At 38.2% G+C, this 20152-nt stretch carries 22 protein-coding genes and 1 pseudogene; 21 read left to right on the top strand and 2 right to left on the bottom strand.

Annotated elements, in window-relative coordinates; translation table 11 throughout:
• The first annotated feature begins 7 nt into the window (after nucleotides 1–7).
• From rpe to G6W45_RS02585, 12 genes are all read left to right on the top strand, one after another.
• On the top strand, nucleotides 8–655 hold the full coding sequence (rpe, locus tag G6W45_RS02530) for a ribulose-phosphate 3-epimerase (protein WP_087576873.1): 648 nt from the start codon (nucleotides 8–10) through the stop codon (nucleotides 653–655).
• Nucleotides 652–1452 carry a 3'-5' exonuclease gene (locus G6W45_RS02535; protein WP_194167406.1) on the top strand — a complete coding sequence of 267 codons (801 nt, stop codon included), beginning with the start codon at nucleotides 652–654 and terminating at the stop codon, nucleotides 1450–1452. The genes rpe and G6W45_RS02535 overlap by 4 nt, the downstream gene beginning before the upstream one ends.
• Before the next feature lie 107 nt (nucleotides 1453–1559).
• Nucleotides 1560–2003, top strand: a complete 444-nt coding sequence (locus G6W45_RS02540; protein ID WP_194167407.1) for a hypothetical protein — start codon at nucleotides 1560–1562, stop codon at nucleotides 2001–2003.
• Nucleotides 2004–2180: 177 nt separating this feature from the next.
• The gene (locus tag G6W45_RS02545; RefSeq protein ID WP_194167408.1) at nucleotides 2181–3554 is read left to right on the top strand and encodes a sodium-dependent transporter; all 1374 of its coding nucleotides are present in this window, start codon (nucleotides 2181–2183) and stop codon (nucleotides 3552–3554) included.
• Between the two features lie 11 nt (nucleotides 3555–3565).
• On the top strand, nucleotides 3566–4768 hold the full coding sequence (locus tag G6W45_RS02550; RefSeq protein ID WP_194167409.1) for a M48 family metallopeptidase: 1203 nt from the start codon (nucleotides 3566–3568) through the stop codon (nucleotides 4766–4768).
• Nucleotides 4758–5570 (top strand): peptide chain release factor N(5)-glutamine methyltransferase, encoded by an 813-nt coding sequence (gene prmC, locus G6W45_RS02555; RefSeq protein ID WP_194167410.1) that lies wholly within the window; start codon nucleotides 4758–4760, stop codon nucleotides 5568–5570. Before G6W45_RS02550 ends, prmC begins: the two co-directional genes overlap by 11 nt.
• 10 nt (nucleotides 5571–5580) lie before the next feature.
• On the top strand, nucleotides 5581–6060 hold the full coding sequence (locus G6W45_RS02560) for a DUF4149 domain-containing protein (protein ID WP_194167411.1): 480 nt from the start codon (nucleotides 5581–5583) through the stop codon (nucleotides 6058–6060).
• The gene (locus G6W45_RS02565; protein ID WP_194167412.1) at nucleotides 6044–6826 is read left to right on the top strand and encodes a threonine/serine exporter family protein; all 783 of its coding nucleotides are present in this window, start codon (nucleotides 6044–6046) and stop codon (nucleotides 6824–6826) included. Before G6W45_RS02560 ends, G6W45_RS02565 begins: the two co-directional genes overlap by 17 nt.
• Nucleotides 6819–7343 carry a threonine/serine exporter family protein gene (locus G6W45_RS02570; RefSeq protein WP_194167646.1) on the top strand — a complete coding sequence of 175 codons (525 nt, stop codon included), beginning with the start codon at nucleotides 6819–6821 and terminating at the stop codon, nucleotides 7341–7343. The genes G6W45_RS02565 and G6W45_RS02570 overlap by 8 nt, the downstream gene beginning before the upstream one ends.
• Before the next feature lie 116 nt (nucleotides 7344–7459).
• Nucleotides 7460–8632 carry a Cj0814 family flagellar-dependent secreted protein gene (locus G6W45_RS02575; protein WP_194167413.1) on the top strand — a complete coding sequence of 391 codons (1173 nt, stop codon included), beginning with the start codon at nucleotides 7460–7462 and terminating at the stop codon, nucleotides 8630–8632.
• A 10-nt stretch (nucleotides 8633–8642) separates the two neighbouring features.
• Nucleotides 8643–8795, top strand: a complete 153-nt coding sequence (locus tag G6W45_RS02580; RefSeq protein ID WP_194167652.1) for a hypothetical protein — start codon at nucleotides 8643–8645, stop codon at nucleotides 8793–8795.
• A gap of 9 nt (nucleotides 8796–8804) precedes the next feature.
• Nucleotides 8805–9194 carry a YbgC/FadM family acyl-CoA thioesterase gene (locus tag G6W45_RS02585; RefSeq protein ID WP_103589450.1) on the top strand — a complete coding sequence of 130 codons (390 nt, stop codon included), beginning with the start codon at nucleotides 8805–8807 and terminating at the stop codon, nucleotides 9192–9194.
• Between the two features lie 44 nt (nucleotides 9195–9238).
• Here G6W45_RS02585 and G6W45_RS02590 read toward each other — a convergent pair whose 3' ends face one another.
• Both G6W45_RS02590 and G6W45_RS02595 read right to left on the bottom strand, forming a co-directional pair.
• On the bottom strand, nucleotides 9239–10489 hold the full coding sequence (locus G6W45_RS02590) for a hypothetical protein (protein WP_194167414.1): 1251 nt from the start codon (nucleotides 10487–10489) through the stop codon (nucleotides 9239–9241).
• Nucleotides 10486–11139 (bottom strand): uracil-DNA glycosylase family protein, encoded by a 654-nt coding sequence (locus G6W45_RS02595; RefSeq protein WP_194167415.1) that lies wholly within the window; start codon nucleotides 11137–11139, stop codon nucleotides 10486–10488. Before G6W45_RS02595 ends, G6W45_RS02590 begins: the two co-directional genes overlap by 4 nt.
• Nucleotides 11140–11261: 122 nt before the next feature.
• On the opposite strand from G6W45_RS02595, the gene rpmH reads away from it, so the two are divergent.
• The 9 genes and pseudogenes from rpmH (at nucleotide 11262) to G6W45_RS02640 (ending at nucleotide 20151) form a co-directional block, all read left to right on the top strand.
• Complete coding sequence (gene rpmH / locus G6W45_RS02600; protein ID WP_002940373.1) at nucleotides 11262–11396, top strand: 50S ribosomal protein L34; 135 nt, start codon at nucleotides 11262–11264, stop codon at nucleotides 11394–11396.
• On the top strand, nucleotides 11384–11719 hold the full coding sequence (gene rnpA, locus G6W45_RS02605; protein ID WP_072594909.1) for a ribonuclease P protein component: 336 nt from the start codon (nucleotides 11384–11386) through the stop codon (nucleotides 11717–11719). Before rpmH ends, rnpA begins: the two co-directional genes overlap by 13 nt.
• Nucleotides 11716–12057, top strand: a complete 342-nt coding sequence (gene yidD, locus G6W45_RS02610) for a membrane protein insertion efficiency factor YidD (protein ID WP_194167416.1) — start codon at nucleotides 11716–11718, stop codon at nucleotides 12055–12057. Before rnpA ends, yidD begins: the two co-directional genes overlap by 4 nt.
• 1 nt (nucleotide 12058) lies before the next feature.
• The gene (gene yidC / locus G6W45_RS02615; protein ID WP_194167417.1) at nucleotides 12059–13612 is read left to right on the top strand and encodes a membrane protein insertase YidC; all 1554 of its coding nucleotides are present in this window, start codon (nucleotides 12059–12061) and stop codon (nucleotides 13610–13612) included.
• A complete protein-coding gene (locus G6W45_RS02620) occupies nucleotides 13612–14673 on the top strand; it encodes a Jag N-terminal domain-containing protein (protein ID WP_194167418.1) in 1062 nt (353 codons plus the stop codon). Before yidC ends, G6W45_RS02620 begins: the two co-directional genes overlap by 1 nt.
• Complete coding sequence (gene mnmE / locus G6W45_RS02625) at nucleotides 14670–15995, top strand: tRNA uridine-5-carboxymethylaminomethyl(34) synthesis GTPase MnmE (protein WP_194167419.1); 1326 nt, start codon at nucleotides 14670–14672, stop codon at nucleotides 15993–15995. Before G6W45_RS02620 ends, mnmE begins: the two co-directional genes overlap by 4 nt.
• Before the next feature lie 42 nt (nucleotides 15996–16037).
• A pseudogene (locus G6W45_RS02630) lies at nucleotides 16038–16625 on the top strand (NAD(P)H-dependent oxidoreductase).
• Nucleotides 16626–16896: 271 nt separating this feature from the next.
• Nucleotides 16897–19086, top strand: a complete 2190-nt coding sequence (purL, locus tag G6W45_RS02635; protein ID WP_194167420.1) for a phosphoribosylformylglycinamidine synthase subunit PurL — start codon at nucleotides 16897–16899, stop codon at nucleotides 19084–19086.
• A gap of 3 nt (nucleotides 19087–19089) precedes the next feature.
• Nucleotides 19090–20151 (top strand): SDH family Clp fold serine proteinase, encoded by a 1062-nt coding sequence (locus G6W45_RS02640; RefSeq protein WP_194167421.1) that lies wholly within the window; start codon nucleotides 19090–19092, stop codon nucleotides 20149–20151.
• Nucleotide 20152: the final 1 nt, after the last annotated feature.

A 20152-nucleotide genomic window follows, 5' to 3' on the forward strand; every position in this document is an offset into this window, starting at 1 on the left:
AGAAGAAATGTATGTTGCACCTAGTATTTTATCGGCTGATTTTGGAAATTTGGCAGCTGAGATAAGAGCCATTTGCGAGGCTGGGTGCGATCTGGTGCATGTTGATGTTATGGATGGACATTTTGTGCCAAATTTAACCATCGGACCAGTTGTGGTAAATGCCGTTGCTAAAGCAGCCACAAAGCCACTTGATATACATTTGATGGTTGAAAATAACTCGTTTTTTGCTGATCTTTTCTTGCCACTAAAGCCAAAATTTCTAACCTTTCATATCGAAGAAGAGAAGCATCCATTAAGGCTCATCGATCACATCAGAAAAAATGGCGTTGGTCCTGGAATCGTGTTAAATCCGCATACGCCAGTTAGTGCGATCGAGCATATTATTGATGAAGTCGATATGGTGCTTTTGATGAGCGTAAATCCTGGCTTTGGCGGTCAGAAATTTATGCCAGTCGTGCTTGAAAAAACAAGGGCGCTACGAGAGCTGATAGAACGAAAAAACGCTAAGTGTCTGATCGAAGTAGATGGCGGCGTAAACGGACTAAATGCTCCTGATCTTGAAGAGGCTGGAGCTGATATTTTGGTGGCTGGCAACTACATCTTCTCATCAAATTCCTACGAACAAGCCATTCGCGCCATAAAGCTTGAGTTTTGAAACCAAAAAAACAGCGTTTAGAAAATAGCATTGAAATTTTAGCCAAGCAAAATTTAGGCTACCATGAGTTTATTTTAAGATTTAGCGATATTGAAGAAATTTCATCACTCATTGACGTGCGCGATCTTGATATGTGGCGAACCCTTGGGCTTGACATTACCAGAAATGAAGAGAATGAGATCGAGCTTGGCACAAGATTTAGAGATATTAGTGAACAGGAATTTTGCGTGGTTGATATCGAAACGACTGGTGGTACGACGAGCGGACAGATCATTGAAATCGGTGCAATAAAAATGAAAAATGGCGTTGAAATAGGGCGTTTTGAAAGCTTTATAACAGCTCCTATGGTGCCTGAAAATATCACCGAGCTAACTGGCATAAAGGCTAGCGATTTAGTCGGTGCGCCAAATTTGCTAAATGTACTTGAGCGGTTTAAAATTTTTCTTGGAACTAGCGTCTTTATCGCGCACAACGTAAATTTTGACTACGGATTTATCTCTCATAGCCTAAATGAGATCGGCCTTGGTGTGTTGCTAAATAGAAAGCTTTGCACCATCGATCTTAGCCGCCGCACTATCGCTTCGCAAAAATACGGACTTGGCTCGCTAAAAGAGCTTCTTGGCATAAACAATACCCACCACAGAGCGTTAAATGACGCAATAGCTGCGGCTGAAATTTTTAAAGTTTGTCTCACGCGCCTACCCTTTAGTATCCAAACGACAGAGGATCTCATAAGCTTTAGCAAAACAGCTCCAAGCGTGAAGCTAAAACCTGAACCAGTTTTATGTGCGAATTAGCAATAAAAAATTATCCACAATCCTAAATTTAATCATTAATTTTTATGCGATCTTTGTTTTTAAAGGATTATGGGGCAGTTTACTAAATTTTATAAAAAAGGAGGCAAATGAGTCAGAAAAATTTAGTTTCAAATTTCATCTCAGCCAATGATGAGATGCTTACTTTTTTGTCAAATTTTGGTGAAAATTGGTGCGTGAGTAATGATGGAGCGAAATTTATAGAGCAAAATTTTACCTTTATTGGCTCAAAGCCGCTTTTGCAAAATTTAAAAGGTTACAAAACGGCTGAATATAAAAATTTTGCAGACATTAAAAAATTCCTCAGCTCAAATCCAAGCATCAAAAGTAAAATTTTAAGTGACGATATAAACTACATCGGCGATAGTCTAACAGATATAGAGATTAAATTTGCGCCTGAGTATTTTTGCGATTTTTTAAAATTTATAGTTGAAAATATCCCAGAGCATCACTATTTTTGTGGTCCCAAGGAGGGCTGGATATTGTTTATTGCAACAGAAGGATATGTGGAATTTGGTGTTTTGCACCAATAAATTTATTTTTAAGCAGTTGTCTAAAATTGTCAATAAAAACAAAACGTGAAAGAAAAATTATTCGTAAAAATTCTTAGAATTAACAAAAAAACTGAGCTTGCATCCTAACACCGCTTATTGCTAGCAAAATTTAATCAATTTTTTTATATAATCCCTATTTTTCACAAAGGCAAAAAGATGGATAGAAAATCTTGGAGTTCAAGGCTCACATACATTTTAGCTGTTGCAGGAGCTACGGTTGGCTTTGGTGCGACGTGGCGTTTTCCGTATTTAGTCGGGCAAAACGGCGGCGGTGCCTATGTACTCGTGTTTTGTATCGCGATGATCGTGATCGGCATACCGATGATTTTGGCTGAAAACGCGATCGGCAGACGCCTAAAATGCAACGCCGTGGATGCTTTTGGCGGATCGATAAATGGCAAAAAGATCAGCAAAAAATGGCAGATCGTTGGCTGGATGGGACTTGTTGGTGCTTTTGGCATTATGGCTTACTATATGGTCATTGGCGGATGGGTGCTAAACTACATCGCCCAAATTTCATTTGGTTTGCTTGATCTCTCGCATGTGGTTAGTTTTGAGGAGACAAGTGCGTTTTATGAGCAAAATATCGTAAGCAATCCACTTGCTATCAGCTTTGCGACGCTTGTTTTTGTGCTGGTTAATTACGCTATTTTGGTGCAAGGTGCGGTCGGTGGTATCGAGCGATCAGCGAAATTTTTAATGCCACTACTTTTTATTTTAATGCTTATTATGATCGCTAAAAATATCACGCTAGATGGTGCAATAGAAGGTGTGAAATTTTACTTAACGCCTAATTTCTCAAAGATAAATTTAAAGCTTTTTGTCGATGTTTTGGGGCAGGTCTTCTTTGCTCTTTCGCTTGGTTTTGGTGTGATGATCACGCTTTCTAGCTTTGTGAAAAAGGATGAGGGTTTGGTTAAAATTTCTATCATTACAGGCATTTTAAATACGGTAATCGCTGTGCTTGCAGGCTTTATGATATTTCCTTCTCTTTTTAGCTACGGCGTATCGCCAGATAGTGGCCCAAGTTTGGTATTTAAATCACTACCAATTGTTTTTTCTCACATGCCATTTGGTGGTTTTTTCGCGGTTGCTTTTTTTGCACTATTAATGATCGCTGCACTTACAACATCGCTACCAATATATGAAGTAATAATCACGACACTTCAAGAAAAATTTAAGATAAAACGCAAGAAAGCAATATTTTTAGTCCTTGGAGGTATATTTGTTTTAGGAAATTTGCCTTCGCTAATGGCTACAAACATACTAAGTCACGTAAACATTTTTGGTAAGAATATTTTTGATGCATATGATGCAATAAGCGCAACGATATTTTTTGTGTTTACTTCATTTGGGTGTGCAATATTCGTAGGTTGGGTGCTAAAAGATGATGCAAAAAAAGAAATTTTTCAAGGTAGTGAAAAGCATGCAAAACTAATAAATATCTGGTTTTGGTATATCAAATTCGTCGTGCCGTTTATCATTTTGGTGCTTTTTATCAGCTCGTTTTACGATAATTTTTTAAAATAGGGTGTAAAAATATGTTTTATTTTTTGCTCGGTATTTACTTTTTTTACGTTGCCGCAAAGGCGTGGCTGGCGATTTTGCAGATAGGCTTTATCCGCGCTGAGGCTAAAAAGCCTGCCGTCGTTTTATCGCAGAGCGAATACGAAACTGCCGTCGCCGCAGCGATAAGCAATCAAAAATTCGAGCTAATTAGCCTTCTCTATCACGCCGCGATATTTATGATGTGGGCTTGCTGGGGGCTTGGTGCGATATCGGGGCATGCCTATAAAACGGGAGATATAGGCGACAACGTCTTTATGGTTATGGTATTTTTGCTCGTTTCGTCGCTGCTAGAACTGCCGCTAAATATCTACGAAACCTTCGTCAAAGATAAAAAGCTCGGCTTTTCAAACGTAACGCCTAAAATTTTCGCGCTAGATCTGCTTAAAACGCTCGCGCTAACGCTGGTTTTTGGCACGCTATTTGTGTGGCTAGTACTGCTTTGCATTAGATTTTTGGGCGATTTTTGGTGGTTTTGGGCGTTTTTGCTTAGCTTCTCGGTCGCGCTCGTGATAAATCTCATCTATCCGACGCTCATCGCGCCTATTTTTAACAAAATGCAGCCGCTGGAAGAGGGAGAGCTAAAAAGCCGTATAGAAGGGCTTTTAGCGCAGTGCGGGTTTAAAAGTAGCGGCGTTTTTACGATAGACGCTAGCAAGCGCGACAACCGCTTAAACGCCTATTTCGGCGGCCTTGGCGTGACTAAACGCGTGGTGCTTTTCGACACGCTCGTTAAAAAACTAAGTTTAGAGGAGATAATCGCCGTTTTGGGGCATGAACTGGGGCATTTTAAGCACAAAGATATCCTAAAAATGATAGCTCTAAGCGCGGTTATGCTTTTTGCTATGTTTTTGATATTCGGCAATATCCCAGACGCGGCGTATCAAGCGCTTGGGCTTCATAGCGGAGGCGGCGGAACGATCGTGTTTTTGCTACTTTTTTCGCCGATTTTCGGATTTTTATTTTCGCCGGTGAGCTCGTATTTTAGCCGCGCGAACGAATTTGGCGCCGATAAATTCGTAGGCGAGGTTTCAAACAAAGCCGACATGATAAGCGCGCTAAAAAAGCTAGGCAGCGAAAACAAGGCCTTCCCGAAGGCTCATCCGCTCTACGCGTTCGTCTATCATTCGCACCCAAGCCTCTTTGAGCGTATAAACGAGCTGGAAAATGAAAATTGAAGAAGCTCTTAAAGAGGCTAGTTTAAGGCTAAGCTCACTTTGCCAAAATCCAAGCAGAGTGGCTAAAATTTTGCTTATGAACTATCTTGACGTGAGCATTGAATGGATATTTTTAAATCAAAAAAAAGAAGTTGATGAGAGCGGCTATTTTGCTCTAGTTAAAAGGTATGAAAACTATGAGCCTCTTGAATATATAACTGGTAAAGCTAGCTTTTATGGGCTTGATTTTTACGTGGAAAGCGGAGTGTTGATCCCAAGACCTGAAACAGAAATTTTAGTGGATAAAGTAATAGAAATTTCACGCGAATATAATGAACCAAAGATCGCAGAAATAGGCACAGGAAGTGGAATTATTAGTATCATGCTAGCTCTAAAAACAAAGGCAAATATCGTAGCGACAGACATCAATGAAAAAGCTTTGATGCTTGCTAAAAAAAATGCAGATAAATTTGATGTAGGTGGGAGGATCAAATTCTTAAACTGCTCTTATGTGGATGAAATTTTAGAAGATATTGATATTTTGGTTTCAAATCCGCCATATATTGCAAGAAGCTATAAACTTAGTAAATTTGTGCTAAATGAACCAGAAAGTGCACTCTTTGGAGGCGAAGTAGGAGATGAAATCTTAAAAGACATTATTCTTATAGCCAAAGATCGTAATATCAAAAACGTTGCTTGTGAGATGGGGTACGATCAAAAAGCAAGTATGCAAAAATTCTTAGAGGTCAATGGTTTTGAGTATAGTTTTTACAAAGATTTGGCTGGTTTTGATAGAGGCTTTTGCGCGAAGTTAAAAATATAAAGGAGAGAGTTTGAGAGGAATTTATTTTTTGCTTTTGGCAGTACTTATAGGAGCTGAGCTAACGCTTGGTATTTTGGTGGCGCCAGTCATATTTTTCCCACAAAGCATCATAGGAGATGGTGTGCTTACGCATTTTATGAGCGGTCAAATGATGACAAAGATATTTTTGAAATTTAATTATATTTTGCTTTTTATAAGCATAGTTGTAATGATTAGCGAGCTATTTGATCTTAGAAAAAAGCTTATTTTTTCACTAAAATTTAGCATGTTAATGCTTGCTTTTTTAAATTTGGCTTTAGCTTTTAGCTTTGTATTTTTCTTTACGCCTTTTATAGTTTATGCTCAAAATTTGGGGGTCGATGCGACACAGACGGCTGAATTTGCCAAAATGCATAGCGCGAGTGAATATGTGATGAAAATCATGCTTGTTTTACAAATCATTTTATTTTTTGTGAAATTTAAGATTAGCCAAAATGAACGCAAAGCCTGATATTCAAGTTTTAACAAATTTTTTAGCCAAATACACGACGGCGATGGTGAGCGCTGGCACCTACACAGCGCGTGTAGAAAAGTGTGTAGATCGCATAGCTAAACACTACGGCTACGATATTAGCGTGACGATTTTCGTGAAGTATTTTACGATTAGCGTCATGGACTCGGTCGACAACTCCCTGCGCCGAACTTACGTAAAAAAGATCCCGCTGGGGCAGGTGAGCTTTAACCGCATTTCCGAGCTTTCATCGCTTAGCTGGCGGATTTTGGATGAAAATTTAAGCTTAGAGGAGGCAAAAGAGCAGTTTGAGGGCGTCATGCGAATAGGGGCGAATAAATTTGCAAGCTCGCTTATTTTAATAAGCCTTGCAAATGCGGCGTTTTGTAAGCTTTTTGGCGGCGATGCCGGCTCGGTCGTATGCGTATTTTTCGCTACGCTCGTGGGGTATAGCCTTAGATTTGCTCTTGCTAAAATGGGCGTAAATTTAAAAATCCAGTACGTCCTAGTTTCGTTCGTGGTCTCTTTTATCGCCTATCTTGGCGTATTTTACGGCTTTACGCACACTAGCGACGTGGCGATCGGCTCGTCGATACTATTTTTGATGCCGGGCGTTTTTCTCATAAACTCGGTCTTTGATATCCTAAACGACAACACGCTTGTAGGCATCAGCAGAGCCGTGAGCACGGGCATCCTGATACTTTGCATCGCGGTTGGCGTCTATATCACGCTCTCGCTTAGCAATGCGGAGATTTTACATGTTTGAGCTCTTGACTGCGACTCTCATAGACGGCGCTTTTGCCGCGGTGGCGGGGCTTGGCTTTGCCTACGCTAGCTCACCGCCAAAAAGGACTCTCGCATTTTGCGCGCTGCTTGCGGCGTTTGCGCACGCTAGCCGCTTTTGGATCATGCAGATGGGATTTTTTAACATCAGCGTCGCCACTCTTATCGTCTCTTTTTTAAGCGGGATTTTAGGTATGCTCTTTGCCAAACGGCTCAAAGTGCCCGCCGAGATCATCGCGTTTCCCGCACTTTTACCGATGGTGCCCGGAGTCTACGCGTATAAGGGCATCTTGGCGCTGTTTTCGTTTCTAAACGAGCCTGATATCGCTAAGAAAAACGAATATCTAATCATATTTTTCGATAACGCGATCACGACCACGACGGTATCGCTAGCTCTAGGCGTCGGGGTTTCGGTGGTGCTTATTTTATTTTACGATCAGTCTTTGATGATTACTCGCGGTGCCAAGTGCGATCTGGCGACGAGAAAGATGCGCGAGTAATTTTAACTTTCGGCATAGAAATTTTGTATGGCTTTTTGATAGTTTTTATTATTTTTACTAGATATTTTTTCAATTTTGCCGATCTAGCTTAAAACAAAATTTCAAAAGGATTTATGATGTTAAGCGGTATCGGTGGGTTTTCTAGTGTTACTAAAAATTTTCAGTTAAATGAAAAACATAGCATAAAGAGTCAAATCATATATAAAAATGAAATCTCGCAGCCGGATACGGTCGAGCACAAATTTAACGAAGTTTTAGGCTATAAAGTAGATGCGGACGGATATTTTACGTCCGAATTTAACGAAGCTACAGGTATTCCAAAGGACTACAAAATCCACTCAGATACCTTAAAATCGCTCGTGAACGTAAATACTAATTCGGGCATTTTAAAAGCCGATTTTAAAAACATAGATATAGCCAAAACAGTCGGCAATGCATATAAAATTTTATCCCAAGTAGTCGGCGAGGACGTTTTAAATTCCAAAGAAAGTTTTAACAAAGAAGACCTTGCCAAATTTCCTCAAGGATACGAATACGACAATAAAACGCTCAAGGTATTAAAGCTTCATAGCAAAATATCAGACTATATGGGAGCCGATAGTAGCTTTCAAAGAAATGAACGAACTAGCATAACGACTACTTTTTATAATAGCTCCACTATCGGTTACTACTCAGAGCATAAGAGCTTAAAACCATCTACCGATATATTAAACAGCAACAGTGGCGGCAAAGAAGATATAAACAGCGGGATGTATTTTGATACTACAAAAGACAAATATACCGATAAAGACGGCAATATAACCAAAGGCGGGCTTTTGGTCGGCATTTTAAACAAAAATAGTCACGCCATAGAAGGTGAAACCACCTATCACGGCAAGATTAACGGGCTGGATAAAAACATATCCTCACAAGAGTACCAAGCAAAAATTAAAGCCTTTACCGACTTGCATGGACATAAATACGATAAATACTCGCAATCTTTAGTGGATTCATTGCCTCAAGATTTAAAAGATTTCGTAGATTTTGCAAGGAGTTTAAAATTTGTCGGCGAGATAAACGTCAGCGACGACGACAAAGAATCAAAAAGTCTCTTTGAAATAATGCAAGAGGATATGAAAGAGGCGCAAAAACGCCTAGAAAAGCTAATCAGGCAAGAAAAGCGAACGCAAAAGATGCTGGATAAAAACAGAAAATACGACAAAGGGATAGAGCAAAATACTAGAAAAAATTTAGAAGAACTTCGGGCGATGATGAAATTTAACGCTAAGAGCGTGGATATAAAGGCTTAAAAGGATTAATATGATAAGCGGCGTAAACGGATTTAACGCAAACGTAAATTTCGATTTTAGCGGCGCTCGCAGGCAACATTTAAAGACGCATGAGGAAAAAGAGACGGATATAATGGGGCTTTTAAGAAAATTCAGTAAAATTGGGCTTAATGTAAAAGTCTAAGGAAATACTGTGAAAATACGAATCTACTACGAAGATACCGATGCTGGTGGCATAGTCTATCATACAAACTACATAAAATTTTGCGAGCGAGCTAGAAGTGAAGCATTTTTTCAGGCTGGGCTAAATTTCACAAAAGAGAGCGGATACTTTGTAGTTTCATCGCTTGAGGCTAAATTTATAGCTTCTGCCGTGCTTGGCGATGAAGTATTTGTTAGAACCAAAATTTTAGAGCTTAAAAAAGCTAGTCTTGTTTTGGAGCAAGAAATTTATAAATTTGATGACAAAAATGTCGAAAAACTACTCTTTAGAGCGACGATTACGTTAGCCTTTATGAAAGAAGAGAAGCTTGCTAAGATAAATGATGAGATAAAGAAATTTTTGGAGAATTCTAAATTTTAAATCGTGGCTAAGTTTAGAAATTTAACTTTAGCCACTTTGTGCTTTTACATCGAGCTATTTTGATCGAGCAAAATTTCTTGATTTGCTTCGTCAAAGTGGTCGCCTTTTGCGTTGTAAATTTTAACTCCATATAAAACTTGAGAGTTTTCAACTCTTTCGGTAAAAATTCTATCGGCACTTTTATCTATAAAATTTGTGTATATATACTCGGTACCAAAAGCGCTTGAATAGCCGATTTGCGAATATCTAAAATCTACATCAAAAAGATCACCAAGCCCCAAAAATAAGTCGTTAACAGGATTTAGTGAGTTTGCAATGAAAAGATTTTGTCTATCTCTTTGTGCGATGGCATTAAAGATATTTGGTAAAAAATTTATCTGTGTGCTTAAAAGTGCGTATGGCTTTATCTCAAAGCCCCTCATCTGCGTTGCTACAAGAGAAGCTTTTACGATTGGGATGTTTAAAAATATACTTGCGTCATCAAACTTGGATTTTTTGCTTAAAGTATCATTTAAATTTATATCTTTGCCTACGATAGAGGCTTCGTGATAATCGCTACTTTGCATGCGGACATATTCATTTAGCTTTTGCCCTAATGAACTGCCATCATCAAATGCAACTATCTTTTCATTCGAGTAGGCCAGTAAAGCTGAAATTTGCTCTTTATAATCAATGCCACCAAAGATCAAATTTGGCTTTGGATTTATGATAAAGGAGCTATGAACGCTTGGAATGTAGATAAGCTCATTTGATAGAACTAGCGAATTTATAATGTTTGCACCATTTGATGTAAGGGCTGCGATAAAATAATTAAAGCCTTGGGCTCTAGCCGTTTGCATAGCATTTGTAAGACTTTGTGGGCTTTCATCGTTGCTATTTATAAATTTGATCTCGATATCTGCGTCTTGCTTTAAGATATAGCTTAAGACCGCGTTTGATACAACATTTGCATAAGATTTTATAATCTTTTGTGGGATGATTACAGCGATTTTGCCGCTTTTATTAACTTTTAAAATAGCTTCACCACCAAGAGAGATATAAAGCTCCAAAAGAGCGTTATCGTCTATTTTTGCTGGCTCAAATCTCGCCATAAAACTAGCCAGTAAATCAGCCTTAATAAGCTCATTTAAGCAGGCATTATCACAGAATTCTGGTTCTAAATTTATATAAGTAATCTTTGCTGGAGGTATGCTTGATAGACTTTGGTTTTTTGTAACATTACTCTCAAAATTTATCTCATCTTGCGATGCAAAAATAGTCGAAAAAATGGCTAAAAAAAGTAAAATTTTTCTCATATCACTCCTTTGATCTTACTTAAATCATCTATAAAAATATTTTCAAAACTAGGATTTTTGCTGATCCACTCTGGCGAAAACGTTGGTAAAATAAGGCTATTTTCATTTTTTAAAATACTACCTCTTATGCTTGAAAATCCGCTTTTTAACAATAAATTTGGGTATAAATGCATAAAAGCCTTCTCTCCTAAAGTCACGATTATCTTTGGCTTTATTAGCCTAATCTCTTCAAACAAATAAGGACGACAAAGCTCAATAGAACGGCTTAAAATCGGACTTTTATCATCATTTTGTGAAATTTCACACCGAAGTAGAAAACTTATATAAATTTCTTTTATATCTAAATTCAAACTATTTTTTATGGCATTTTCTAAAAATTTTTTACTGTTATTTTCATAAGAATCACTTTTTTTAGAAAATAATATAAACATAATTTTGCTATTTTCATTACCGATGCCAGCTGTTACGCCTTTTGAGCTATTTCGCAAAGAGCAAAGAGAACATTTTTTTACTTCGCAGTTTAGCTCATCAATATTGTTGTAATCATGATAATTGCTTAGACTAAGAAAATTTTTATCAATAAACTTATAGCCAATTAGTTTTAAGAAAAATAATTTTTTTAAAAGCCTATTGTCTTTATTAAAATTCATTTTTGGATTATAACTTGATTTGCTTAAAGTTTGAGTTGTGGCTTTTTAAGCTAAGTTATTCAAAGGAATTTAAGTATTGCTTTGATAAAATCCCACTTTTTATATTAACTTTAAGGATAGAAATGAAAAGGACTTATCAACCTCATAAAACCCCTAAAAAACGCACTCACGGCTTTCGCTTAAGAATGAAAACTAAAAATGGCCGAAAAGTAATAAACGCTAGACGTGCCAAAGGTAGAAAAAGATTGGCTGCTTAGCTGGTTTTGAGTCGTTAAGCGGCTCAAAAGAATTCTCTCAAGTTTATAAAGAGGCTAGCAAGTGGCATTGTGATGCTTGCATTGTTTTTTATAAACCAACAAATGAAAAAAAAATAGCAGTAGTTGCTAGTAAAAAAGTAGGAAAAGCGGTAGTTAGAAATAGAGCTAAAAGACTTTTGAGAGCCGCTTTTTTTAACATTTCTAGTGAATTAAAAGATGGCACATATATTATGATCGCAAAAAATGGAATTACAGAAATTTCATTTGAAAAAATTTGTAAAAATTTAAGTTGGTCTACAAAAAAAATGGGATGTTTAAAATGAAAAAAATTGCGATTAAAGCTATCGCTTTTTATCAAAAATATATTTCCATACTTCTACCAAAAAGCTGTCGCTATTATCCGACTTGCTCACAATACGCGATTTGGGAATTTCAAACAAATAGTTTTTTTTCTGCTTTTTTTGCAACCTTCATGCGAATTTTAAAATGTAATCAGCTTTTTAAAGGCGGTATCAACTACCCAATCATCTACAAAAAATTTAACTTATGTTTTATATTTCAAAAAAGTGATACCAGAAATATAAATTTTTGGTTTATCCCTTGTCAGAATAGTAAATTTTATGTCGTAAAAGTATTAGATAAATTAAAGGAAAAAAATTAAAATGGAACAGATGTCTATGCAAAAAAGGTTGCTTCTTGCAGCACTTTTATCTATTGTTTTTTTTATAGTGTATGATTTTTTTATGCCAAAAAGAGTGATACCTGAGCAAAACCAAACTACAATGTCTCAAACAATAGATCAAAATAAAGCTCCAAATATAAATCAAAATACACCAAAATCAAATGAAAATTTAGCTTCAAATGAGATAATCGCTACGATCAAAGGTCAAAGCTACGAAGCAAAAATAGATAAGCTAGGAAGAATTTCAAAATTCTATCTAACTGAAGATAAGTACAAAACAGAAGATGGTAACAAAATCGAGCTTGTTTCGCAAAATCCATTGCCACTTGAGCTTAGATTTAACGATAGCACTTTAAATGCTGATGCTTTTAAGGTCGCATACAGAAGTGACGCTAGTGAGATAGATGCTAGCAGCGAGCCTAAAACTATAAAACTTACTCAAAGCTTATACGGCGTTACAGTCACAAAAAATATCAAATTTTACCCAAATGGTCGTTATGAGGTTGAAGTAAATTTAAGTAAAAGCGTTGATTATTTTATCACTCCTGGCTTTAGACCAAATATCGCGGTAGATAGCTACACAGTTCATGGCGTTATGCTTAGGAATACAGACGATAGCCTAAACATCATAGAAGATGGTGATGCGAAAGAGGTTAAAAACTATGCAAATACTACAATAGCGGCCGCATCTGATAGATACTATACAACGCTATTTTACTCATTTGAAAAGCCATTTGAAGTAGCCGTAGACAAAGATTCTAACAACAATCCTATTCTTTTTGTAAAGGCAAATAATAATTTAAAATTAGGCGCATATATCGGACCAAAAGAGCATAAAATTTTAAGCTCGATGGACGAGAGACTAAATGATGTTATTGAGTATGGTTGGTTTACATTTATAGCAAAACCTATGTTTGCATTTTTAAATTTCTTGCATAACTATATTGGCAACTGGGGCTGGGCTATAGTTGTGCTAACACTTGTTATAAGGATAGTTTTATTCCCGCTTACATACAAGGGTATGCTATCTATGAATAAGCTTAAAGAGCTTGCTCCAAAGGTAAAAGAGCTTCAGACAAAATATAAAGATGATAAGCAAAAAATGCAAGTTCATATGATGGAGCTTTATAAAAAGCATGGTGCAAATCCAATGGGTGGTTGCTTGCCGATCTTGTTGCAAATCCCAGTATTTTTTGCAATCTACCGCGTCTTATTAAATGCGATCGAGCTAAAAGGTGCTCCTTGGATACTTTGGATACACGATCTTTCAGTAATGGATCCATATTTTGTGTTACCTATCTTGATGGGGCTAACGATGTTTTTACAGCAAAAGCTTACACCAACGACATTTACTGATCCTATGCAAGAAAAGGTGATGAAATTTTTACCTCTTATATTTACATTTTTCTTCGTGACATTCCCAGCTGGTCTTACACTTTACTGGTTTGTAAATAACGTTTGCTCAGTTGTTCAGCAAGTATTTGTAAATAAACTTTTTGAAAAACATAAAAAAGCTACGGAGGTAAAGGCTTAATGAAAATAGAAGCAAATACCCTTCAAGAGGCGTTTCAAAAGGCAGCTGAGCAGCTTAATTGCTCAGTAACTCAGCTTGATATAAAAGTTTTACAGCATCCAAGCAGTGGTTTTTTTGGATTTTTTAAAAGAAGTGTGATCATCGAAGCAAATTTAGAAAATCAGTCAAAACCACAACACAAGTCAAAAAATGATAAAAATTTTGTTAAAAAAAATGATGAGAACGAGGCCGTAAAAGAAGATAAAAAGCAAGCTAAAAAACACGATCATAGTGATAAAAAGCGAGGCCCTAAAAAACATAGAGATGAAAAATGTGAAACTAAATTTGAGCAAAAAGAGCATAAAAATGAAAAGTCAAATTTAAGTGAAAAAAATGAAGCTCTAGCTAAAGATGCGTTTGCTCAAAAGAGTGAAGAAGAAGCTGAACCGAGATATGTGATAAAGAGACTTGACGAGCCAAAAGAAATAAAGGAGCCACAAGCTAGCAAAAATGCTCCTAAAAATATTTTAGATAATTCTATTATTGAAAATTTCAACCAAACTGATGAAGAGAGCGCACCTCAAGCTTTACCAAAAGAGAAAAAAGAGAAAGTTGTAATCGACTTTGATAAAATTTTACCTGAGATAAAAGATGGCATGAACCGTCTTTTTAAGGCAAGTTGTTTTGATATTAGTAAAATTGAAGTTAGCAAATTTGACGATGAAACGGTGCTTATAGAGCTTGATGGAGCTGATGCGGCTCTACTTATAGGTAAAGAAGGTTATAGGTATAAAGCGATATCTTACATGCTTTATAACTGGCTAAACTCAAAATACAACCTTGCTATCCGCCTTGAAATCGCGCAATTTTTGCAAAATCAAGAAGCGATGATGGATCAATATCTAAATGGCGTGATCGAGCGTGTGCAAAATAGTGGCAGAGCTCAAACAAAGCCACTTGACGGGGTTTTGGTCAAGATCGCACTTGAGAAGCTCCGCGAAAAATTTCCAGATAAATATGTCGGCATAAAAAGTGGCAATGACGGCAAATTTGTCGTTGTAAATGACTTTTTCAAAAAATGAGTGAAACTATCGTAGCCCTTGCCACAGCTTATGGCATCGGCTCAGTTTCTATCGTAAGGCTTAGCGGCAAGGACGCCCTAGCTATCTCTTTAAAACTCCTTAAACTTTCAAATTTAGAGCCAAGATACGCAAAACTAGCCAAAATATACTCCCTTGATGATGAAATTTTAGACGAAGGCATCGTTATATATTTTAAAGCTCCAGCAAGCTTTACAGGCGAGGATATCGTCGAATTTCAAACTCATGGTGGCGTGATGGTGAGCGAGAGAATTTTAAACGAGTTAATAAAGGCTGGTGCGAGGCTTGCTATGCCAGGCGAGTTTAGTAAGCGAGCATTTTTAAATGGCAAGATGGATCTAGCTAAGGCTGAGGCTATGCAAGGGCTCATCACTTCAAAAAGCGAGATCGCTGCTAAAATTTTGACTCGCCAGATGCAAGGCGATCTTAGTAAATTTGTAGGAGAGATCAGAAGCGAAGTTGTAAAAACTCTTGCCTTTGTTGAGACAATGATTGATTATGCTGATGATGATCTGCCTACAAATTTGCTTGAGCAGATCAAGCAGATGCTTTTAAAAAATAGCGAGAAGCTAGAGCGCATAGCCACACTTAGCGAGCAAAGAAGAGGACTGATAGATGGCTTTAAGATCGCTATCGTTGGTAAGCCAAATGTTGGCAAAAGCTCTATTTTAAACTCATTTTTGGCATACGAGAGGGCGATCGTTAGTGACGAAGCTGGCACTACTAGGGACAGGATAGAAGAAAATTTTAAGATCGGCTCACATCTAGTTCGTATAATAGATACCGCTGGCATCAGAAAAGATGCTGGGAAGATCGAGCAAATCGGTATAAACTATTCTATTTCTGCCATAAACGAAGCTGACATTATCCTGGCTGTCTTTGATGGCTCAAACCCAAGCGATGAGCAAGACAAAGATATAATTAGGCTCGTTTCTAGCTCAAACAAAAAAGCCTTTTTTATCTTAAACAAAAGCGATCTGGCGTTTAAATTTGACATAGAGCTAGAGGGTGCTATCAAAATTTCAGCAAAAACCGATACAAGTGTAGTTTTAAAAGAGCTTGAAAACTATCTCAAAATGCAAGATACTGATGAGATCATGCTAAGCTCAAACCGCCAAATTTTAAGCTGTAAAGAGGCAAGCGAGGCTTTAAAAAGAGCGTTTTTGAGGCTCAGCGAAGATGAACTAGAAATTTTTGCTTATGAGCTAAATAGTGCGATAAATGCGCTTGCAAGTATCACAAAGCCATTTGAAAGAAGTGAAATTTTAGATGAGATGTTTAGCCATTTTTGTTTAGGAAAATGATAGTTTTTTTGGTTAAAATTTTCGTTTTTTAAAGGAGATACGATGAAAATTTTACTTATAAATGGCGGTAAAAAATTTGCCCACTCAGATGGTAGACTAAATCAAACACTTCACGACCTTGCATGCGAGAAGCTCGCAAAAATGGGTCACTAGATAAAGCAAACTGTGATAGATCAAGGCTATGATATCGAGGCTGAAGTTGAGAAATTTCTCTGGATGGAAGCGGTAGTTTGGCAGATGCCAGCTTGGTGGATGGGTGAGCCTTGGATAGTGAAAAAATACATCGACGAGGTCTTTACTGCAGGTCATGGCAAGCTTTATACGAGTGATGGCAGGAATAGGGCGGATCCAACTAAAAACTATGGCAAAGGTGGCTTGCTAAATGAAAAGAAATTTATGCTAAGCCTTACTTGGAATGCCCCAGCTGAGGCATTTAGCGATCCAAATGAGTTTTTTGATGCACGTGGGATCGATGGAGTTTACTTTCATTTTAGAAAGGCAAATGAGTTTTTGGGCATGAATCCGCTTCCATATTTTATGTGCAATGATGTGATCAAGATGCCAGATGTGCCAAGATACCTAAAAGAGTACGAAGCGCATCTTGAAAAAGTTTTTAAAAATACGAAATAGAAATTTAAACTAGAAACAAAACTGCAAATATAAATAAAAGTGGCAATAAAATAGCTACGAGCTAGGTTTTAAGATTTTGCCACTTTTTATTACTATGCTAGCAAAAATAAAACACTGGCATAAATTTTAAAATGCTAATATAAAAAGGCCTTATCAAAGTAGGCAAAATTCTCTCAATAATGCTTTATTCTGCTAAATTTCAAAAGGCTTTTTAGTAACTTTTTATAAGCAAGATTGTAAAATGGCTTAAAATTCTTAAAAGGTTACATCAATGGATAAAGCTACCATACAAGCACATAAAATCAGCGATGAAGAGTATGAAGAGATCTTAAAAATTTTAGGACGTGAGCCAAATTTACTAGAGCTTGGCATATTTTCAGCGATGTGGAGTGAGCACTGCAGCTATAAATCAAGTAAAAAATACCTAAACGGCTTTCCGACAAAAGCTCCTTGGGTCATCCAAGGACCTGGTGAAAATGCCGGCGTCATCGACGTTGGAGACGGGGTTGCGGCTGTGTTTAAAATGGAGAGTCACAACCACCCAAGCTTTATCGAGCCGTTTCAAGGCGCTGCCACTGGCGTTGGTGGAATTTTAAGAGATGTCTTTACTATGGGTGCAAGAGTTGTTGCGAATATGAACTCGCTTCGTTTTGGCGAGATAAGAGGCGAGAGCGAGCTGGCTAAAAAACATAGATACCTACTAAAAGGAAGTGTCGCTGGCATAGGACACTATGGTAACTGCATGGGTATCCCAACGATCGGTGGCGAAACCACATTTGATCCTAGCTTTAATGGCAATATCCTAATCAACGCCTTTGCGCTTGGTCTTTGCAAAAGTGATGAAATTTTCTACGGCAAAGCTGAAGGTGTGGGCAACCCAGTCATTTACGTGGGCTCAAAGACCGGCAGAGACGGACTTGGTGGCGCTGTTATGGCGAGCGATAGCTTTAACGACGAAAACAAATCACTTCGCCCAACGGTGCAAGTGGGCGATCCATTTGCGGAGAAGCTACTTATGGAAGCGTGCTTAGAGCTCTTTAAAAAAGACTACATCATAGGCATCCAAGATATGGGCGCAGCAGGACTAACAAGCTCTAGCTTTGAGATGGCTGGCAGAAGCGGTAGCGGCATGAAAATGTATCTAGACCGCGTGCCGATGCGCGAAGTTGGTATGACGCCTTATGAGCTAATGCTAAGTGAGTCTCAAGAGCGTATGCTAATATGTGCCAAAAAGGGCTATGAGCAAAAGGTGCTTGAAATTTTTAGAAAATGGGACCTTGACGCTGAGATCATTGGCGAGGTCACAGGTAGCGGCGTGATGCAGCTTTATTGGCACGGTGAGCTTGCAGGTGAAATCCCTATTGGCCCACTTAGCGAGGCAGCTCCGGTGCTTGATCGCCCAGTCGCACGTCCAAAATACCTTGATGAGATAGTAAATTTACAAATACCAAATAATGTTGATAACAAAAGCGCATTTTTCAAGCTTTTAAAAGAGCCTGAAGTGCTAAATAAAAGCTTCATCTACGATCAATACGACGCAAATATTCAGACAAATACTATAAAACAGCCTGGGCACTTAGGCGCTGCAAGTATTAGAGTAAAAGGCACTAAAAAGGCCGTCTCTATGGCTGCGCAGTGCGATCCTAGAGCAAATTTCGTTGATCCTAAAATTGGCGCTGCAAGAGCGGTCGCGGCAGCTGGCAGAAAAGTAGCGATGAGCGGTGCTGTGCCACTTGCGATCACTGACTGCCTAAACTATGGCAACCCGCAAAATCCAGAGGTAATGTGGCAGTTTAAAGAGGGATGTGAAGGCATAAAAGAGGCTTGCCGTGAGCTAAATACACCAGTCGTGAGTGGCAACGTGAGCCTCTATAACGACACTGACGGCGTGAGCGTCTATCCGACACCAGCCATCGTAACAGTTGGCGTCAATGAAGATACAAATTTAAATCTAAAAAGTACATTTTTAAGCGAGGGTAGGGCGATTTACTTGCTTGGCGAGACAAGTGGAGAATTTGTAGCTTCACTTTACGCAAAGGCGCTATTTAACGTGGTTGGCGGAAAGCTAAAAGAGGTTGATTATAAAGCTGAGCGAGCTCTTTGGGATCTAGTGATCGAAGCAAATAAAGAACAAATTTTAGAGTTTGCAAATAGCGTAGGCGTAGGCGGTCTTGCTATCACGCTAGCAAAAATGGCTAGCATCTCAAACATCGGTATAAACTGCGAGGTGAAATTTAAAGAGCCAAATTTCATCTTTGATGAAAGCTTTTCAAGAGCAGTCGTAGGAGTAAAAGACGAGGCTAAATTTGAAACACTTGCTGCTAAATTTGGCGTAAAATTTGAAAAAATTGGCGTTAGTGGTGGCAGAAGATTTAAACTAAATGATATCGATGAGAGCGTGGATGAGATAAGAGAAATTTATCTAAATGAGTTTGCAAAAATCGTTAGAAAAGAGGATTAAGAAATGGCTTTGAAAAAGGGCAAGGTCGCTGAGGCTGAAAATGAGCAAAAGGAAGCAGAACAAGTTGAAAAGCGAGGCGTAGCAAAACCGCCGGTGCTTTTTAGTAAGACACAAAATTTAATAAAATCAATCGAAAAAAGACTAAATGCTACTTTGATAACTTACTATAATTCAAATGCTGGTAGCGTTTGTGGCAATGACGCGAGTGCTATGTATGAAATTTTAAAGGGTAAAAAGATAGATACTGCTTATCTTTTTATAAAAAGTGATGGCGGAAGCGGTATCGCCGCTCTTAGGATCATCACCACACTTAGAAATTACTGCAAAAATTTAATAGCCCTAATACCTGCAAACTGTGCCTCAGCTGCTACCATGATGGCACTTGGTGCAAATGAGATCGTCATGGGCCCACTTGCCTATCTAACGCCTGTTGATACTTCACTCAAACACGAGCTTAGTCCGACAAATAAAGGCAATGAGCTTGTGAGTGTTTCGATGGACGAACTTAGTCGTGTGGTCAAGCTTTGGAAGGAACAAGATAAAGATAGGCCAAACGACACAAACCCTTATAATTCGCTATATGAGTATATCCATCCGCTGGTTTTTGGTGCGGTTGATCGTGCTAGCTCGCTATCGCTTAAGATTTGCACCGAGCTTCTTAGGTATCACATCGAGGATGATAAAAAGATTGTAGAAATTTCTGAAAGGCTAAATGGTGACTACCCAGCTCATGAATATCCAATCCTATTTAGAGAGGCGCACGAGATCGGCCTGCATGTCAAGAAAATGGACGATGATCTTAACGAGATGCTTCAGGAGCTAACACTGCTTTACTCGGAGATGGGACAGCGCGCCTTTACCGACTACGATGAGAACAGCTATCACGATAACAACATCGCAAACATCATCGAGACAAACGGCAAGCAAATTTACTATCAGATCGATAAAGACTGGTTTTATCGTCCTGAGGAGCGCCGCTGGAACGTGATGAACGACGAGAGCTCGTGGCGCAAAAATGAGCTAGTAAATGGCAAGATAAAAAATACAATCTATCACTTGTGGTAAT

This window comes from Campylobacter concisus (assembly GCF_015229955.1).
GTDB classification, from domain to species: domain Bacteria; phylum Campylobacterota; class Campylobacteria; order Campylobacterales; family Campylobacteraceae; genus Campylobacter_A; species Campylobacter_A concisus_AT.

Bases quoted from the DNA above. Each gene is read 5' to 3' on its own strand.
- rpe (WP_087576873.1), top strand. From the start codon at position 8: ATGTATGTTGCACCTAGTATTTTATCGGCTGATTTTGGAAATTTGGCA.
- G6W45_RS02540 (WP_194167407.1), top strand. From the start codon at position 1,560: ATGAGTCAGAAAAATTTAGTTTCAAATTTCATCTCAGCCAATGATGAG.
- G6W45_RS02545 (WP_194167408.1), top strand. From the start codon at position 2,181: ATGGATAGAAAATCTTGGAGTTCAAGGCTCACATACATTTTAGCTGTT.
- G6W45_RS02550 (WP_194167409.1), top strand. From the start codon at position 3,566: ATGTTTTATTTTTTGCTCGGTATTTACTTTTTTTACGTTGCCGCAAAG.
- prmC (WP_194167410.1), top strand. From the start codon at position 4,758: ATGAAAATTGAAGAAGCTCTTAAAGAGGCTAGTTTAAGGCTAAGCTCA.
- G6W45_RS02565 (WP_194167412.1), top strand. From the start codon at position 6,044: ATGAACGCAAAGCCTGATATTCAAGTTTTAACAAATTTTTTAGCCAAA.
- G6W45_RS02570 (WP_194167646.1), top strand. From the start codon at position 6,819: ATGTTTGAGCTCTTGACTGCGACTCTCATAGACGGCGCTTTTGCCGCG.
- G6W45_RS02575 (WP_194167413.1), top strand. From the start codon at position 7,460: ATGTTAAGCGGTATCGGTGGGTTTTCTAGTGTTACTAAAAATTTTCAG.
- G6W45_RS02580 (WP_194167652.1), top strand. From the start codon at position 8,643: ATGATAAGCGGCGTAAACGGATTTAACGCAAACGTAAATTTCGATTTT.
- G6W45_RS02590 (WP_194167414.1), bottom strand. From the start codon at position 10,489: ATGAGAAAAATTTTACTTTTTTTAGCCATTTTTTCGACTATTTTTGCA.
- G6W45_RS02595 (WP_194167415.1), bottom strand. From the start codon at position 11,139: ATGAATTTTAATAAAGACAATAGGCTTTTAAAAAAATTATTTTTCTTA.
- rpmH (WP_002940373.1), top strand. From the start codon at position 11,262: ATGAAAAGGACTTATCAACCTCATAAAACCCCTAAAAAACGCACTCAC.
- yidD (WP_194167416.1), top strand. From the start codon at position 11,716: ATGAAAAAAATTGCGATTAAAGCTATCGCTTTTTATCAAAAATATATT.
- yidC (WP_194167417.1), top strand. From the start codon at position 12,059: ATGGAACAGATGTCTATGCAAAAAAGGTTGCTTCTTGCAGCACTTTTA.
- G6W45_RS02620 (WP_194167418.1), top strand. From the start codon at position 13,612: ATGAAAATAGAAGCAAATACCCTTCAAGAGGCGTTTCAAAAGGCAGCT.
- mnmE (WP_194167419.1), top strand. From the start codon at position 14,670: ATGAGTGAAACTATCGTAGCCCTTGCCACAGCTTATGGCATCGGCTCA.
- purL (WP_194167420.1), top strand. From the start codon at position 16,897: ATGGATAAAGCTACCATACAAGCACATAAAATCAGCGATGAAGAGTAT.
- G6W45_RS02640 (WP_194167421.1), top strand. From the start codon at position 19,090: ATGGCTTTGAAAAAGGGCAAGGTCGCTGAGGCTGAAAATGAGCAAAAG.